Source organism: Homoserinimonas flava, assembly GCF_054969005.1.
Map to the genome: position 1 here is coordinate 36,568 of NZ_JBUEQS010000004.1, position 13,671 is coordinate 50,238.

At 66.6% G+C, this 13,671-nt stretch carries 11 protein-coding genes; 8 read left to right on the plus strand and 3 right to left on the minus strand.

Features of this window, described 5'->3' with window-relative positions; all coding sequences use genetic code 11:
• Positions 1-22 precede the first annotated feature (22 nt).
• Both ACY48M_RS12345 and ACY48M_RS12350 read left to right on the plus strand, forming a co-directional pair.
• A complete protein-coding gene (locus tag ACY48M_RS12345) occupies positions 23-1,144 on the plus strand; it encodes a GuaB3 family IMP dehydrogenase-related protein (RefSeq protein ID WP_462820593.1) in 1,122 nt (373 codons plus the stop codon).
• A 69-nt stretch (positions 1,145-1,213) separates the two neighbouring features.
• Positions 1,214-2,938, plus strand: a complete 1,725-nt coding sequence (locus tag ACY48M_RS12350; RefSeq protein WP_462820594.1) for a glycerol-3-phosphate dehydrogenase/oxidase — start codon at positions 1,214-1,216, stop codon at positions 2,936-2,938.
• A gap of 94 nt (positions 2,939-3,032) precedes the next feature.
• Here the strand turns inward: ACY48M_RS12350 and ACY48M_RS12355 are convergent, their stop codons facing one another.
• The gene (locus ACY48M_RS12355) at positions 3,033-4,013 is read right to left on the minus strand and encodes a hypothetical protein (RefSeq protein ID WP_462820595.1); all 981 of its coding nucleotides are present in this window, start codon (positions 4,011-4,013) and stop codon (positions 3,033-3,035) included.
• Between the two features lie 268 nt (positions 4,014-4,281).
• On the opposite strand from ACY48M_RS12355, the gene ACY48M_RS12360 reads away from it, so the two are divergent.
• The 3 genes from ACY48M_RS12360 to guaA are packed head-to-tail and all read left to right on the plus strand — an operon-like array spanning position 4,282 to position 7,073.
• Positions 4,282-5,067, plus strand: coding sequence for an SURF1 family cytochrome oxidase biogenesis protein (locus ACY48M_RS12360; RefSeq protein WP_462820596.1), 786 nt, complete (start codon positions 4,282-4,284; stop codon positions 5,065-5,067).
• Positions 5,068-5,076: 9 nt separating this feature from the next.
• Positions 5,077-5,505, plus strand: coding sequence for a DUF3817 domain-containing protein (locus tag ACY48M_RS12365; RefSeq protein WP_462820597.1), 429 nt, complete (start codon positions 5,077-5,079; stop codon positions 5,503-5,505).
• Positions 5,502-7,073: a glutamine-hydrolyzing GMP synthase gene (guaA, locus tag ACY48M_RS12370; RefSeq protein WP_462820598.1), complete on the plus strand. Its 1,572-nt coding sequence runs from the start codon at positions 5,502-5,504 to the stop codon at positions 7,071-7,073. Before ACY48M_RS12365 ends, guaA begins: the two co-directional genes overlap by 4 nt.
• 462 nt (positions 7,074-7,535) lie before the next feature.
• Here guaA and ACY48M_RS12375 read toward each other — a convergent pair whose 3' ends face one another.
• Both ACY48M_RS12375 and ACY48M_RS12380 read right to left on the minus strand, forming a co-directional pair.
• A complete protein-coding gene (locus ACY48M_RS12375; RefSeq protein WP_462820599.1) occupies positions 7,536-8,330 on the minus strand; it encodes a Bax inhibitor-1/YccA family protein in 795 nt (264 codons plus the stop codon).
• Between the two features lie 116 nt (positions 8,331-8,446).
• Positions 8,447-8,680, minus strand: a complete 234-nt coding sequence (locus ACY48M_RS12380) for a hypothetical protein (protein ID WP_462820600.1) — start codon at positions 8,678-8,680, stop codon at positions 8,447-8,449.
• A gap of 73 nt (positions 8,681-8,753) precedes the next feature.
• Here ACY48M_RS12380 and ACY48M_RS12385 point away from each other — a divergent pair, with 73 nt between their 5' ends.
• The 3 genes from ACY48M_RS12385 to ACY48M_RS12395 are packed head-to-tail and all read left to right on the plus strand — an operon-like array spanning position 8,754 to position 13,535.
• The gene (locus tag ACY48M_RS12385; RefSeq protein WP_462820601.1) at positions 8,754-9,845 is read left to right on the plus strand and encodes a glycerophosphodiester phosphodiesterase family protein; all 1,092 of its coding nucleotides are present in this window, start codon (positions 8,754-8,756) and stop codon (positions 9,843-9,845) included.
• A complete protein-coding gene (locus ACY48M_RS12390; RefSeq protein ID WP_462820602.1) occupies positions 9,842-11,041 on the plus strand; it encodes an acetyl-CoA C-acyltransferase in 1,200 nt (399 codons plus the stop codon). The genes ACY48M_RS12385 and ACY48M_RS12390 overlap by 4 nt, the downstream gene beginning before the upstream one ends.
• A gap of 58 nt (positions 11,042-11,099) precedes the next feature.
• Entirely contained in the window at positions 11,100-13,535 is a 2,436-nt protein-coding gene (locus tag ACY48M_RS12395; protein ID WP_462820603.1) for an ATP-dependent helicase, read from the plus strand.
• The last annotated feature ends 136 nt before the right edge of the window (positions 13,536-13,671 follow it).

Below are 13,671 nucleotides of genomic sequence, written 5' to 3' on the forward strand. Positions count from 1 at the left end.
GGGGTCGCGCTAGGCTGTGGCAGTGCAAGAAATAGAGATCGGCCGCGCCAAGCGGTCACGCCGTGTGTACGCGTTCGACGACATCGCGATCGTGCCGAACCGGCGCACCCGCGACCCCAAAGATGTTTCGGTGAACTGGACCATCGACGCGTTCACGTTCGAGACCCCCTTCATCGCCGCCCCCATGGACTCCGTCATGAGCCCGGCCTCGGCGATCCTCATGGGCAAGCTCGGCGGTCTCGGCGTGCTCGACCTCGAGGGCCTGTGGACGCGCTACGAAAACCCTGAGCCGCTGCTTGAAGAGATCCGCACCCTTCCTGCCGCTGAGGCGACGCACCGCATGCAGGCCATGTATGCCGAGCCCATTCAGGCAGAGCTTGTCACCAAGCGGCTCGCCGAGATCCGCGCCGCCGGCGTTACGGTTGCCGGCGCCCTCTCGCCGCAGCGCACCCAGGAGCTCTATAAGACGGTCGTCGCGGCCGGGGTCGACATCTTCGTCATCCGCGGCACCACCGTGAGCGCAGAGCATGTCTCCCAAAACCAGGAGCCGCTCAACCTCAAGAAGTTCATCTACGAACTCGACGTCCCCGTCATCGTCGGCGGCGTGGCAGGCTACACGCCCGCGCTGCATCTCATGCGCACGGGTGCGGCCGGGGTGCTCGTCGGGTTCGGCGGCGGCGCTGCCTCCACCACGCGGGCGAGCCTCGGCATCCACGCCCCCATGGCGACCGCGGTGGCGGATGTCGCGGGCGCACGCCGTGACTACATGGACGAGTCGGGCGGTCGCTACGTGCACGTCATCGCCGACGGCGGCCTCGGCACCTCCGGTGATATCGCCAAAGCGATCGCGATGGGTGCCGACGCGGTCATGCTCGGCACGACGCTCGCACGGGCCACCGATGTGCCCGGCGGCGGATACCACTGGGGTGCTGAAGCGCACCACCCCGAGCTGCCGCGCGGCCACCGGGTCGAGGTTGGCCAGGTCGGCCCGCTCGAGCAGGTGCTCTACGGCCCGTCAGACACGGCCAACGGCCGCTCCAACCTTGTCGGGGCGCTCAAGCGCGCCATGGCGACGACCGGCTACTCAGACCTCAAAGAGTTCCAGCGCGTCGATGTCGTCGTCGCACCGTACGTGCCGCACTAGCGGTCACATCCAGCCTCCGTTCGCCCGCCGCGGCTAGCATCGAACTCGTACCGAGAGCGAGGGGCATCCGTGACCGCACCGAAGACCGTCACCCACTCATCCAAGCTGGGGCCAGAAGAGCGGGCGGCAGCCCTCGACGCCCTTAAGACCCGCGAACTCGATGTGCTTGTCATCGGCGGGGGAATCGTCGGCACCGGGTGCGCACTCGACGCCGTCACCCGGGGGCTCAGCGTCGGCATGGTTGAGGCGCGCGACTGGGGTTCGGGCACCTCGAGCCGGTCGTCGAAACTTGTGCACGGTGGCATCCGGTATCTGGAGCAGCTCGACTTCAGGCTCGTGCGCGAAGCCCTCATCGAGCGGGGCCTGCTGCTGCAGCGCATCGCCCCGCACCTCGTCAAACCGGTGCGGTTCCTCTACCCAGTGCGGAACCTGTTCGAGCGTGTCTACATCGGTGCCGGCATGGTGCTCTACGACGTTTTCGCGCGCACGGGTGGCCGCGCGCCCGGTGTGCCGCATCACCGCCACCACACGAAGCGACAGATTCAGCGCGGCATCCCCAGCCTCAAGAAGGATGCCTTCGCTGGCGGCATCACCTACTACGACGCGCAGGTCGACGATGCGCGCTACGTTTCGAGTCTCGCCCGCACCGCCTCCTTCTACGGGGCCAAGGTTGCGAGCCGCGTGCGGGTTGAGGGCTTCATCAAGGTGGGGCAGCGCATTGTCGGGGTGACCGCCCGCGACCTCGTCACCGATGAGACCTTCGAGATCCGTGCCAGGCAGGTCATCAACGCGACGGGCGTGTGGACGGATGACACGCAGCGCATGGTCGGCGAACGCGGCACGTTCAAGGTGCGCGCGTCAAAGGGTGTGCACCTTGTGGTGCCGCGAGACCGGTTCCAGTCGAAAGTCGGGCTGCTGCTCCGCACCGAGAAGAGTGTGCTCTTCGTCATCCCGTGGGGCAGGCACTGGCTCATCGGCACCACCGACACCAAATGGGATCTCGACAAAGCGCACCCCGCCGCGACGACCGCCGACATCGACTACCTGCTCGAACAGGTCAACCGGGTGCTCGCCGTGCCGCTCACCCGCGACGACGTTGAGGGTGTCTTCGCGGGGCTGCGGCCGCTCCTCGCCGGAGAATCGGACGAAACATCCAAACTCTCGCGCGAGCACTTGGTCGCCCACACGGTGCCGGGCCTTGTCGTTGTCGCTGGCGGCAAGTGGACCACCTACCGCATCATGGCGAGAGACGCGGTGGATGCCGCATCCTCCGCCCTCGACGGCAAAGTGCCGCGCAGCACAACAGAAGACATTGCGCTCCTCGGCGCCGAGGGCTATCAGGCGGCGTGGAACAAGCGATCGAAAATCGCACGCGCCTTCGGCGTGCACAAGGTGCGCATCGAGCACCTGCTGAACCGCTACGGCACCCTCACGGATGAGCTGCTTGACCTCATGCGCGCCGACCCCTCACTCAACACGCCGCTGCCCGGCGCCGACGACTACCTCGAGGCGGAGATCGTCTACGCCGCCTCCCATGAGGGCGCACTGCACCTCGACGATGTGCTCGCCCGCCGCACCCGCATCTCGATCGAGGCGTGGGATCGTGGCGTCTCGGCGGCGCCGATCGCAGCGCGGCTCATGGCCCGCGTGCACGGCTGGGATGAGGAGCGCATCGAACGCGAGGTGTCGCACTACCTCGCCCGCGTCGAGGCGGAGCGGGCCAGCCAGCGACAGCCCGACGACGCTTCGGCCGATCGCGTGCGGCTCGAAGCGCCCGACATCTCGTCGCACTGACGCGCCCGCTCTCCGCGCGCCCTGCGCGCGCCCCCTCACCCCCCTCGTTTCACGAATGACGGCTTTTCGGCGGGATGAAGGGGCCGTGGCGGCGTCATCCTGCCGAAAACCCGTCATCTGTCGCACCACGCCGCTGCGGCACGAGTCCGTGGTGCGCCAGAAACATTGCAAGCCTGCGTCGATCGCGGATTGTCTCCACGGGAGGCCGAGCGAAGCTCCGGACGACGCGTCGCATCCGGTCTTCACGTTTCTTCTCTGCGAGAAAGATCTGCTCTGGCGTGAGATGTCGCTGGTATTTTCGCCGCGCGCTGTACTTCACATCGCCGTCGATCTCGACAACTAGGCCGATGTGCGGCCAGTAGCAGTCGGCATAGCCGATGAGACCATCGTCGTCGAAGAATGGCACCTGAAGCTCTGGCCGCGGGAGCCCCAGCGCATGGCACTGACACCGGAAGAGGGACTCCGCAGGCGAGCCACTCCGAGCATCGGCGAACTCGAGAACTCGGCCCGCTCTCGCGGAGGCGAAGTACGGCATCCGCTGCTCGTGCAGTGAGAGGAGATGCTCGCGTGTGGGCTGCTCGACCGAGACCGGGTGGCGCACGGTTCGGTCGGTCGCGCTGATCCCCGCATCAACCATGGCGACGGCGCGCGAGAAATTTGGCTGGGTGGCTACATCGAGCAACGTGCGGGCAAGCGAGGTCACGGTGACCTCATCAATGACCGACGGGGTGTCATCGAGCCCGAGGCCGTGGAACCGCACGCCGACCTGGGATCGACCGCCAAGGCGCCGATCCATCACAACGTGTGCGGATGTTGACCAGGGTCCGAGCGAGGGGAGGCGCCAAAATGCAGCAGCAGAGTCATGGCTGAACTGTGTCCCTTGCGGCATCACCGCGGCGGAGGCTCGTACCGACATCCGGTATCGGTCGTCAGCATCCAGTGCCTGCCAGCTCTCTGCCGAGACGTACACACCGGATCGAAGGCGATGGAACTCTCCGCGCTGGAACCGCCGGCGCAGCTCCCGGTCAGAGCCGAGGCGAAGTGTCTCGCGGTGCAAGAGGAGGGAATCGTCCACGAGTCGACGATGGTGCTTGCCGGGGGAGGGACGGCCTGACGCCAGCGAATGGGGGCACCGCGGGGCATCCGTGGCCTTGAGGAGGAGGCGACGCTCCGCGACAACCCGGCGCCGATGACGGGATACCGGCCGAATGATGGTGCCGTGGCGGCGCCCTCTCGCCGGAACCCCATCATTCGCGGAGCGCGGAGCGCGGAGCGGGGCGCGGGGCGCGGGGGCGCGGGGCGCAGCGAGCAAGCCCCCAGCCACGCGCCGGTAGGCTGCCATGGTGAGCAACAGCATGTGGTCGGTGGCGCGCAGGCCCCGATGGATCGCCGCCCTTCTGCTCGCGCTCGGCATTGCCGCCGCGTTCGCCGCGCTCGGTCAGTGGCAGCTTGAGCGCAGTTTCGCCAGCGACGACGTCGTCTCCCGCGAAACCGAGTCGAAGGTGCCGCTCGACGAGCTCACTGAACCGCAGGTGTCGGTGCGCGCGCCGCAGGACGGGCAGCTCGTCACCGTCGAGGGGACCTGGGTTGCGGGTGACGCGGTTGTGCTCAGCGGTCGCCTCCACGATGGCGTCGCCGGCTTCTGGCTGGTCGGGCATCTCACGACCGCTGACGGGGCGGGCCTCGCCGTGGCACTCGGGTGGTCTGACGTCGAGGACGAAATTTCGGATGCTGCTGCGCAACTCGAGGCGGTGGCATCCGCTGGCACCACTGTCGAGCTGGCAGGTCGCTACGTCGCGGGCGATGCCCCGCAAGAGACCGACTTTGAGGCCGGGGAACTCAGTGCGCTGTCGCCGGCCGGCCTGGTGAATCTGTGGTCTGTTGTCGATGATGCCGGCACCTACGCGGGCTATGTCATCGCGGATGGGGCGCTTGGCGAGCTCACGACGATCGATGCGCCGCCGCCGAGCGAGGACACCGAGATCAACTGGCTCAACATCTTCTATGCGGCCGAGTGGGTGATCTTCGGCGGCTTCGCGATTTTCTTGTGGTGGCGGCTGGTGAAAGATGCGTGGGAGCTTGAGAGCGAGCCCGAGCTGGCGGCTGAAGCCCCAGCATCCGCCCGGTAAACTGGGCCCATGCCCATCGGCCCCCGCCCGTCTGACGTCCCCCGCATCCGCAAGACCCTCTCGGTGTACAAGGTTTCTTCGTACATCACCGGGTTCTTTCTTCTCGCCCTCGTTGTGATGATGGTGACGCGCTATGGTTTCGGCACCGACATCGAGCTGAACGGCGCGAACGGCTTTCTCGCGCTCACCGACAAGACGGAGATCACGGGCGTCAACCTGTCGATCGTCATCCTCGCGATGCACGGCTGGTTCTATGTGCTCTATGTCGCCTGCGATTTCGTGTTGTGGCGGCTGCTGCGGTTCTCGTTTGCGCGGTTCCTGCTGATCGCGCTCGGTGGTGTCATCCCGTTCCTCTCGTTCTATTTCGAGCGAACCGTTCCCCGCTTTGTCGAGCAGCGACTCGCGGCCATCCCTGAGCCCGTGGAGGTTCACGCGTGAGCGAGACCGAGCAGAAACCTGTCCTCGTCGTCGATTTCGGTGCGCAGTACGCTCAGCTAATTGCGCGCCGGGTGCGCGAGGCGGGCGTCTACTCGGAGATTGTGCCGCACACGATCAGTGCCGCGGAGATCGCGGCGAAGAATCCGGTCGGCATTGTGTTGAGCGGCGGACCGTCGAGCGTCTATGAGCCCGGCGCCCCGCACCTCGACGAGGGCATCCTTGAGCTCGGCGTGCCCGTCTTCGGCATTTGTTACGGCTTTCAGGTCATGGCGAAGCAGCTCGGTGGCGAGGTCGCCCACACGGGTCAGCGCGAGTACGGCTCCACCGAGATCAACGTTGTCGAGAACGGCGTGCTGCTCGACGGCCAGCCTGAGACACAGACGGCATGGATGTCACATGGTGACAGTGTCGCGAAGGCGCCCGAGGGGTTCCGCGTGCTCGCGTCGACGGTGGCGACCCCGGTCGCAGCGTTTGCGGATGACGTGCGCAAGCTCTACGGCGTGCAGTGGCATCCGGAGGTCAAGCATTCGAAATACGGCCAGGGTGTGCTCGAGAACTTCTTGCACCGCGCGGCCGGCATTGCGAACGACTGGAACGCCGGCAATGTGATCCAGGAGCAGGTGGATCGCATCCGGGCCCAGATCGGTTCGGGCAAGGTCATCTGCGGGCTTTCGGGCGGTGTCGACTCGGCGGTCGCGGCGGCCCTCGTGCATGAGGCGGTCGGCGACCAGCTCACGTGTGTCTTCGTGGATCATGGGCTGCTGCGGCAGGATGAGCGCCGCCAGGTCGAAGAGGATTACGTCGCGGCGACGGGCGTGCGACTCATCACGATCGATGCTGAGGAGCAGTTCCTCACGGCGCTCGCCGGGGTGAGCGACCCGGAGCAGAAGCGCAAGATCATCGGCCGCGAGTTCATCCGCACCTTCGAGGCGGCGCAGAAGCAGCTCATCGAGGAGGCGGCTGAGGAGGGTGACCCGATCCGGTTCCTCGTGCAGGGCACCCTCTACCCCGACGTGGTCGAGTCGGGCGGCGGCTCCGGCACCGCGAACATCAAGAGCCACCACAACGTCGGCGGCCTGCCGGAGGACATGACGTTCGAACTGGTCGAACCGCTCCGCGCGCTCTTTAAAGACGAGGTGCGGCAGATCGGTCGCGAGCTCGGCCTCCCGGAGGTCATTGTTGGCCGCCAGCCGTTCCCCGGCCCCGGCCTCGGCATCCGCATCGTCGGCGAGGTCACAAAAGATCGGCTTGAGCTGCTGCGCAAAGCGGATGCGATCGCCCGCGCCGAGCTCACTCTGGCGGGTCTCGACAACGACATTTGGCAGTGCCCCGTCGTGCTCCTTGCGGATGTGCGCTCGGTCGGCGTGCAGGGAGATGGCCGCACCTACGGGCATCCGATCGTGCTGCGCCCCGTCTCGAGCGAGGATGCCATGACGGCGGACTGGACTCGCCTTCCTTATGACGTGCTCGCCCGCATCTCGAATCGCATTACCAACGAGGTGCAGGATGTGAACCGGGTCGTGCTCGATGTCACGTCGAAGCCGCCGGGCACGATTGAGTGGGAGTGACGGGGTCCTCCTGAATAGACCTGTCGGTCTAGCATGGATGTGCCTACCCTAGGGCGCACCGTGCACCACTGAAGGGCTATCGTGTCCCGCTATTCGTCCGCCGCGAGGTCGACGTCATGAGCATGCCCAGATCAGGGGTGGATGTCAGGGAGGTTCGTTGCCCGACCTGCAACGCGCGCACCCGCACGGTGCCGAACCCGTTTTTCGGCACGGGACTTTCGGTGCATCGCTATGTGGTGCAGTGCATCCGCTGTGATTGGACTCGACTTGTGAAGGACTCCGAGCGGGGTGTCTCGACCCTCAGGTCTGCGCCTATGGCGACGGCGGAGGAGGCGCCCGTGGTGAAGCGGAAGCGCGGGCTGTTTCGCCGCCGCCGCCGCCGCGACTGAGCCGCATCTCGCGACCGACTGACATGCAAGAAGAGCCGCCCCAGTGGGACGGCCCTTGTTGCGCGTGCAGTGCTTACTCGCGGAAGATCGCGATCATCCGCAGGATCTCGACGTAGAGCCACACGACGGTGACCATGATGCCGAAGGCGGCCTGCCATCCGAAGATGCGGGGGGCGCCGCGCTCGACGCCGGTCTTGATGTTCTCGAAGTCCATGACGAGCGAGTACGCCGCGAGCAGCACGACGAGCAGGCCGAGGATGACACCGAGCGGGATGCCGAAGATCTCAATGTCACCGCGCAGGCCGAACATGCTGTCGGTCGCGCCGAACATCATGAGACCGAAGTTGACGAGCGAGAAGGCCGCGTAGCCGATCATCGCCACGAGGAAGATCTTGTTGGCCCGGGGGCTCGTGCGCACCTTGCCGTTGAGGAAGAGCACGAGGGTGACGCCAACAACACCAAGGGTGCCAAAGACCGCCTGCGTGACGATTCCGTCCCACATCGTGTTGAAGATCGCCGAAATACCGCCGACGAACAAGCCCTGGAACGCGGCGTAGGCAAGGATGAGCCCGCGCGACGGCTGCTTCTTGAAGATGTTGACGAGCGCGAGCACGAGGCCGATGATCGCGCCGGGGATCATGAGGATCGGCACAAACCAGCCGACGACGGAGGTCGCGACGAGCACGCTGAAGGCGATGAGCGTCTTGACGATCGTGTCCTCATACGACATCCGGTCGGTGTCGACGGGGGTCGCCGAGGGGCGACCGTACATGGCGTCAAGCTCTTCGGCCGAGACAGGCTTCGAGTAGTTGACTGCCTTCGCGCCCGCCGCGAAGGCGGGCGAGTTGCTGAATGCGGGGTTGGCCATCTGTGGTCTTCTCCTAGGTGGTACCGGGTCTGTCGAGGCTGTCGCCTCTGCGGGGTACAACGCATAGCGTACCGAAGCTCTTCCCCGAATTGCTGCGAATTCTCTTGCCGTTTGCCCTAGGTGAACAGCAGGATGCCCGCCCCGGCGATGACCGCAACGCCGATGATGGCGGCACTCGCGATCGCCGCCGTGCGCACCCGGCCGCGAGTGTGCGAGGGGGTGGCGGCACTGGGCGGTTCCGGGCGGATCGCGGCGGGCACCGCCTCACGCCGCACAAGCGGCGCACCGCAGGCGATGCAGTACTTCCAGGCGCGCGTCGGGGCGGCGCCGCAGCTCGGGCACGGGGGCATTCCGGCAGGGTAGTGGGGCGTGTGTTGGGGCGTGATGCTGTGTCCACAGGCTGGCCTCGCGTAGCGTTGAGCCGTGACATCCGAGCAGGCGACAGCCCAGCATGCGAACGCCAACGCCACCACCCCCGCACCCCGCCCGCTCGTGATCGCCCATCGCGGGGCGAGCGGCTACCGCCCCGAGCACACGCGGTCGGCCTACGCGCTCGCGATCGCGATGGGGGCCGACGCGATCGAGCCCGATATTGTGCCGTCGAGCGACGGCGTGCTGGTGCTGCGGCACGAGAACGAGATTTCGGGCACCACGGATGTCGCGAGCCGCGCCGAGTTCGCCTCACGCCGCACCACCAAAACGATCGATGGCATCGAGCTCACCGGATGGTTCACGGAGGACTTCACGTGGGCTGAACTCAGCACCCTGCGGTCGCGTGAACGACTGCCGAAAGTGCGGGTGAACAACACGACGTTCGACGGCCTCGACGGGGTGCTGCGCCTTGGCGACCTGCTCGCGATGCTCGACGAGGCCGACCGCGATGGCCGCCGCGTCGGCCTGGTTGCGGAGATCAAGCACGCCACCTATTTCGCGTCCATCGGGCTCGACGTCGACCGCCTCTTCGCGGAGGAGCTGCGGGCGGCGGGGTGGCACGACGACGAGCGGGTGACGGTCGAGAGTTTCGAGCTCGACGTGCTGCGCGGCATCCGGAATCTCGGGGTCACGGCACCGCTCATCTACCTGGTCGAGGCCAAGGGTGCGCCGGCCGACCGGGTGGCCCGCGACGGCACGGGGGCGCGACCGTATGCCGACGATCTCACGGTGGACGGGCTGGCGGCCCTGCGCGCCTCGGGCATCGACGGTGTGAGTGTCGACAAACGGCTGCTGCTGCGCACGGATGCTGACGGCGCGACACTCGGCATCACGAACGTCGTCGACCGGGCTCATGCCGCAGGCCTCACCGCGTTTTGCTGGACGCTCCGTGCCGAAAACCGCTACCTCGACGCCAACCTGCGCCGGGGCAAGGATGCTGCGCGCTTCGGTGATTGGCTCGCCGAGTTCCAGCTCATCATGTCGTCGGGGGTTGACGGTGTCTTCGCCGACCAGCCTGACCTTGCGATCGAGGCCCGTGCGAGGTGGAATGCATCCATCGATCACAACGGAGTGAAGCCATGAGAGAAGCCGTCATCGTCTCGACCGCCCGCACCCCAATCGGGCGTGCCTACCGTGGCGCGTTCAACACCACGGAGGGGCAGGCGCTCGCCGGGCACGCGATCGCCGCCGCCGTCGAACGTGCCGGCCTGCAGGGCGCCGAGGTAGACGACCTCGTGTTGGGCGTCGCCCTGCAGGAGGGCAACACGGGCCTCAATGTCGCGCGCCAGTCGGCCCTCCGCGCTGGCCTCCCCGTCGAGGTCGCCGGCATGACGATCGACCGCCAGTGCGCCTCAGGCCTCATGGCGATCTCGATCGCGGCGAAAGAGATCATCGTTGATGGGATCGACATCGCGGTCGGCGGCGGGCTCGAGTCGATCTCGCTCGTGCAGAACGAGCACCGCAACACGTTCCGCATGATCGACCCGTGGGTCAACGAGCACCACCCGGGCGTGTACATGCCAATGCTGGAGACGGCGGAACTCGTCGCCGAACGCTACGGCGTGAGCCGCGACGCGCAAGACGAATACGCGCTCACTTCGCAGCAGCGCATCGCAAGGGCGCAGCAGGCCGGCATCTTCGCCGACGAGATCGTGCCATTCACGGCGAGCATGGCGATCGCCGACAAGGGCACGGGCGAGATCAGCGTTCGCGAGGTCACGCTAGAACTCGACGAAGGCAACCGGCCCGAGACGAGCATCGAGGGGCTCGCGGGCCTGCGCACCGTGCTCGCCGATGGGGCTGTCACCGCGACCGCGACCGTGACGGCCGGCAACGCCTCGCAACTCTCGGACGGGGCATCCGCCGCCGTGCTGATGGAAGCGGGCGAGGCGTCGCGTCGCGGCCTCGCACCGCTCGGGGTGTATCGCGGCATGGCGGTTGCCGGATGCGAGCCAGACGAGATGGGGATCGGCCCGGTCGTCGCCGTGCCGAAGCTGCTGCGACAGCACGGCCTCACGGTCGACGACATCGACCTGTGGGAGCTCAACGAGGCATTCGCGTCGCAGACGCTGTACTGCCGCGACCAGCTCGGCATCGACCCCGAGAAGTTCAACGTCAACGGTGGGGCGATCGCGATCGGCCACCCCTACGGCATGTCGGGGGCGCGGATGGTCGGGCACGCGCTGCTCGAGGGCCGGCGTCGCGGCGCCAAGTATGTCGTGGTGACGATGTGCGTCGGCGGCGGAATGGGGGCGGCGGGGCTGTTCGAGGTCGCCTAGCCGCTCGTTGCCCGCCCATCGAGTGCTGTCAGGGGCGCCGCCTACAATTGACGGCGACATGACCTTCATCCTCGACGCCGATGGCGCGCCAGCGAACCCCCTCCTCGACGGGCTCAACCCGCAACAGCGCGAGGCGGTCGAATTCCGGGGCCAGTCGCTCCTCATCGTCGCCGGGGCCGGCTCCGGCAAGACGAGCGTGCTCACGCGGCGCATCGCCGGGCTGCTCTACAGCCGCGAGGCGTGGCCGAGCCAGATCCTTGCGATCACCTTCACGAATAAGGCCGCGGCGGAGATGCGCGAGCGCGTCGAGGGGCTCATCGGGCAGGCCGCCGAGGGCATGTGGATTTCGACGTTCCATTCGGCGTGCGTGCGCATCCTGCGGCGCGAGGCCGAGAACTTCGGCTTCACCAAGAACTTCACGATTTATGACTCGGCCGACTCGCGCGCACTCATCAAGCGCATCATCAAGGAGATGGATGCCGACGCCTTCGGCTTCACCGTTTCTTCTGTCTCCGGCAAGATTTCGAAGCTGAAGAACGAGCTGCAAGACGTCGAGTCGTATGCCCGCAACGCAAACTTCAACGACCCGGCCGAGCGGGTGTTCGCCGAGATCTTCCGCACCTACACGCGCGAGTTGCAGCGCGCGAACGCCTTCGACTTCGATGACCTCATCGGGCAGACCGTGTACCTGTTCCGGGCGTTCCCGCAGGTCGCGGCCGTCTATCAACGTCGCTTCCGCCACATCCTCGTCGACGAATATCAGGACACCAATCACGCGCAGTACTCCCTCATCCGTGAGCTCACGCGGCCGCCGAAGGATGACGATGGGCGGCTGGAGGGCGCGAGCCTCACGGTGGTCGGTGACTCCGACCAGTCGATTTATGCGTTCCGTGGTGCGGACATCCGCAACATCGTCGAGTTCGAGCGCGACTTTCCCAACTCCAGGGTGATCCTGCTCGAGCAGAACTACCGCTCGACCCAGAACATCCTCGATGCGGCGAACGCGGTCATCTCAAACAACTTCGACCGCAAAGACAAGAAGCTGTTCACGACCATCGGTGAGGGCGAGAAGATCGTCGGCTTCACCGGCTATAGCCAGCACGATGAGGCACAGTTCATTGCCGACGAGGTCTCGACCCTGCACGAGGGCGGGCTCGCGTATAAGGACATTGCCGTCTTCTATCGCACGAACGCGCAGACACGTGCGCTCGAAGAGATTTTTATCAGGTCGGCGATCCCGTACCGGGTGCTCGGCGGCACGAAGTTCTATGAGCGCGCCGAAATCAAAGACGTCATGGCATACCTCATCGCGGTCGCGAACCCCGCCGACCCTATGGCCCTGCGCCGCATCATGAACGTGCCGAAGCGGGGGATCGGCCCGGCGACCGAGGCGGCGCTGCAGTTGCACGCCGACAAGCACGAGCAGACGTTGCGCGACTCGCTGCGGCAGGCCGATGAACTCGGGCTTGGCCCGAAGGTGCGCAGCGCGATGGTCGAGCTCGCCGGGCTGCTCGACGACCTCACCCGTGCCGCAGACCCGCCAGAGGGTGCCGGGCCGCCGGCGAAGGTCGCTGACATCCTCGAAGCCATCATCAAACGCACCGGCTACGTAGAACTGTTGCGAGCATCCCGCGACCCGCAAGACGAGGCGCGCGCCGAGAACGTCGAAGAACTGTTGGCGCAGACGCGCGAGTTCAACACGCGCAGCCCCGAGGGCACCCTGCTCGACTTTCTCACCGAGGTGACCCTCGTGGCGGCGGCCGACGAGCTCGACGACTCGAGCGGCACCGTCTCGCTCATGACCCTCCACACCGCGAAGGGCCTCGAATACGACTCCGTGTTCCTCACCGGAATCGAAGAAGGGTTGCTGCCGCACCAGATGTCGTCCGGCGAACCGGGCGGCCCCGCCGAAGAACGACGCCTGTTCTATGTCGGCATCACGCGCGCACGTCGTCGCCTCTACCTCTCGCTCGCGATGACGCGCGCGCAGTTCGGCGACGTGAATGTGGCGATGCCGTCGCGGTATCTCCAGGAGATCCCCGTCGACCTGATTGAGTGGCGGCAGTCGCCCGGCATGGCAAACAGTCGCGGCGGCACCCAGCCCAGGGCGCTCAATGCGAGGCGGGATGCCGTGGGCTCGGGCTTCTCGTCGGGCTCGCGTGGCGCGGCATCCGGTGCAGCGCCCGGCTTCGATCCTGGTGGTGGCTCGGGCTACGGCTATTCGTCGGGCCCGAGTGCGACCGCCCTCGCGCGGGCCGCTCGCAAGGCGGAGGCCGGCGAAAAGACCCAGTGGGCCAACAAGGTCACGGGCACGGTGCGCGACAACGGCGACCTCAAGCTTGTCGCCGGCGACCGCGTGCGGCACGACGATTTTGGTGAGGGGCGCGTCACCTCGGTCACCGACAACGGGGCGAAGAGCATCGCCGAGGTGCAGTTCGACTCGGCGGGCCGCAAACGACTGCTAGTGAAAATAGCTCCGATCGAGAAGTTGTAGGCACCCGAGCGGGGCCTGAGGGGTTCGAGTGGGGCCTGAGAGGTCAAAATTTGCGCCATAAGCGTGGCTATGGCGCAGATTTTGACCTCTCGATGCCTCAACGGCGCGGGCGAACCGCGACCGCGGGTGCCGAGGC

Bases quoted from the DNA above. Each gene is read 5' to 3' on its own strand.
- ACY48M_RS12375 (WP_462820599.1), bottom strand. From the start codon at position 8,330: ATGGCCAACCCCGCATTCAGCAACTCGCCCGCCTTCGCGGCGGGCGCG.
- ACY48M_RS12365 (WP_462820597.1), top strand. From the start codon at position 5,077: ATGCCCATCGGCCCCCGCCCGTCTGACGTCCCCCGCATCCGCAAGACC.
- ACY48M_RS12395 (WP_462820603.1), top strand. From the start codon at position 11,100: ATGACCTTCATCCTCGACGCCGATGGCGCGCCAGCGAACCCCCTCCTC.
- ACY48M_RS12390 (WP_462820602.1), top strand. From the start codon at position 9,842: ATGAGAGAAGCCGTCATCGTCTCGACCGCCCGCACCCCAATCGGGCGT.
- ACY48M_RS12380 (WP_462820600.1), bottom strand. From the start codon at position 8,680: ATGCCCCCGTGCCCGAGCTGCGGCGCCGCCCCGACGCGCGCCTGGAAG.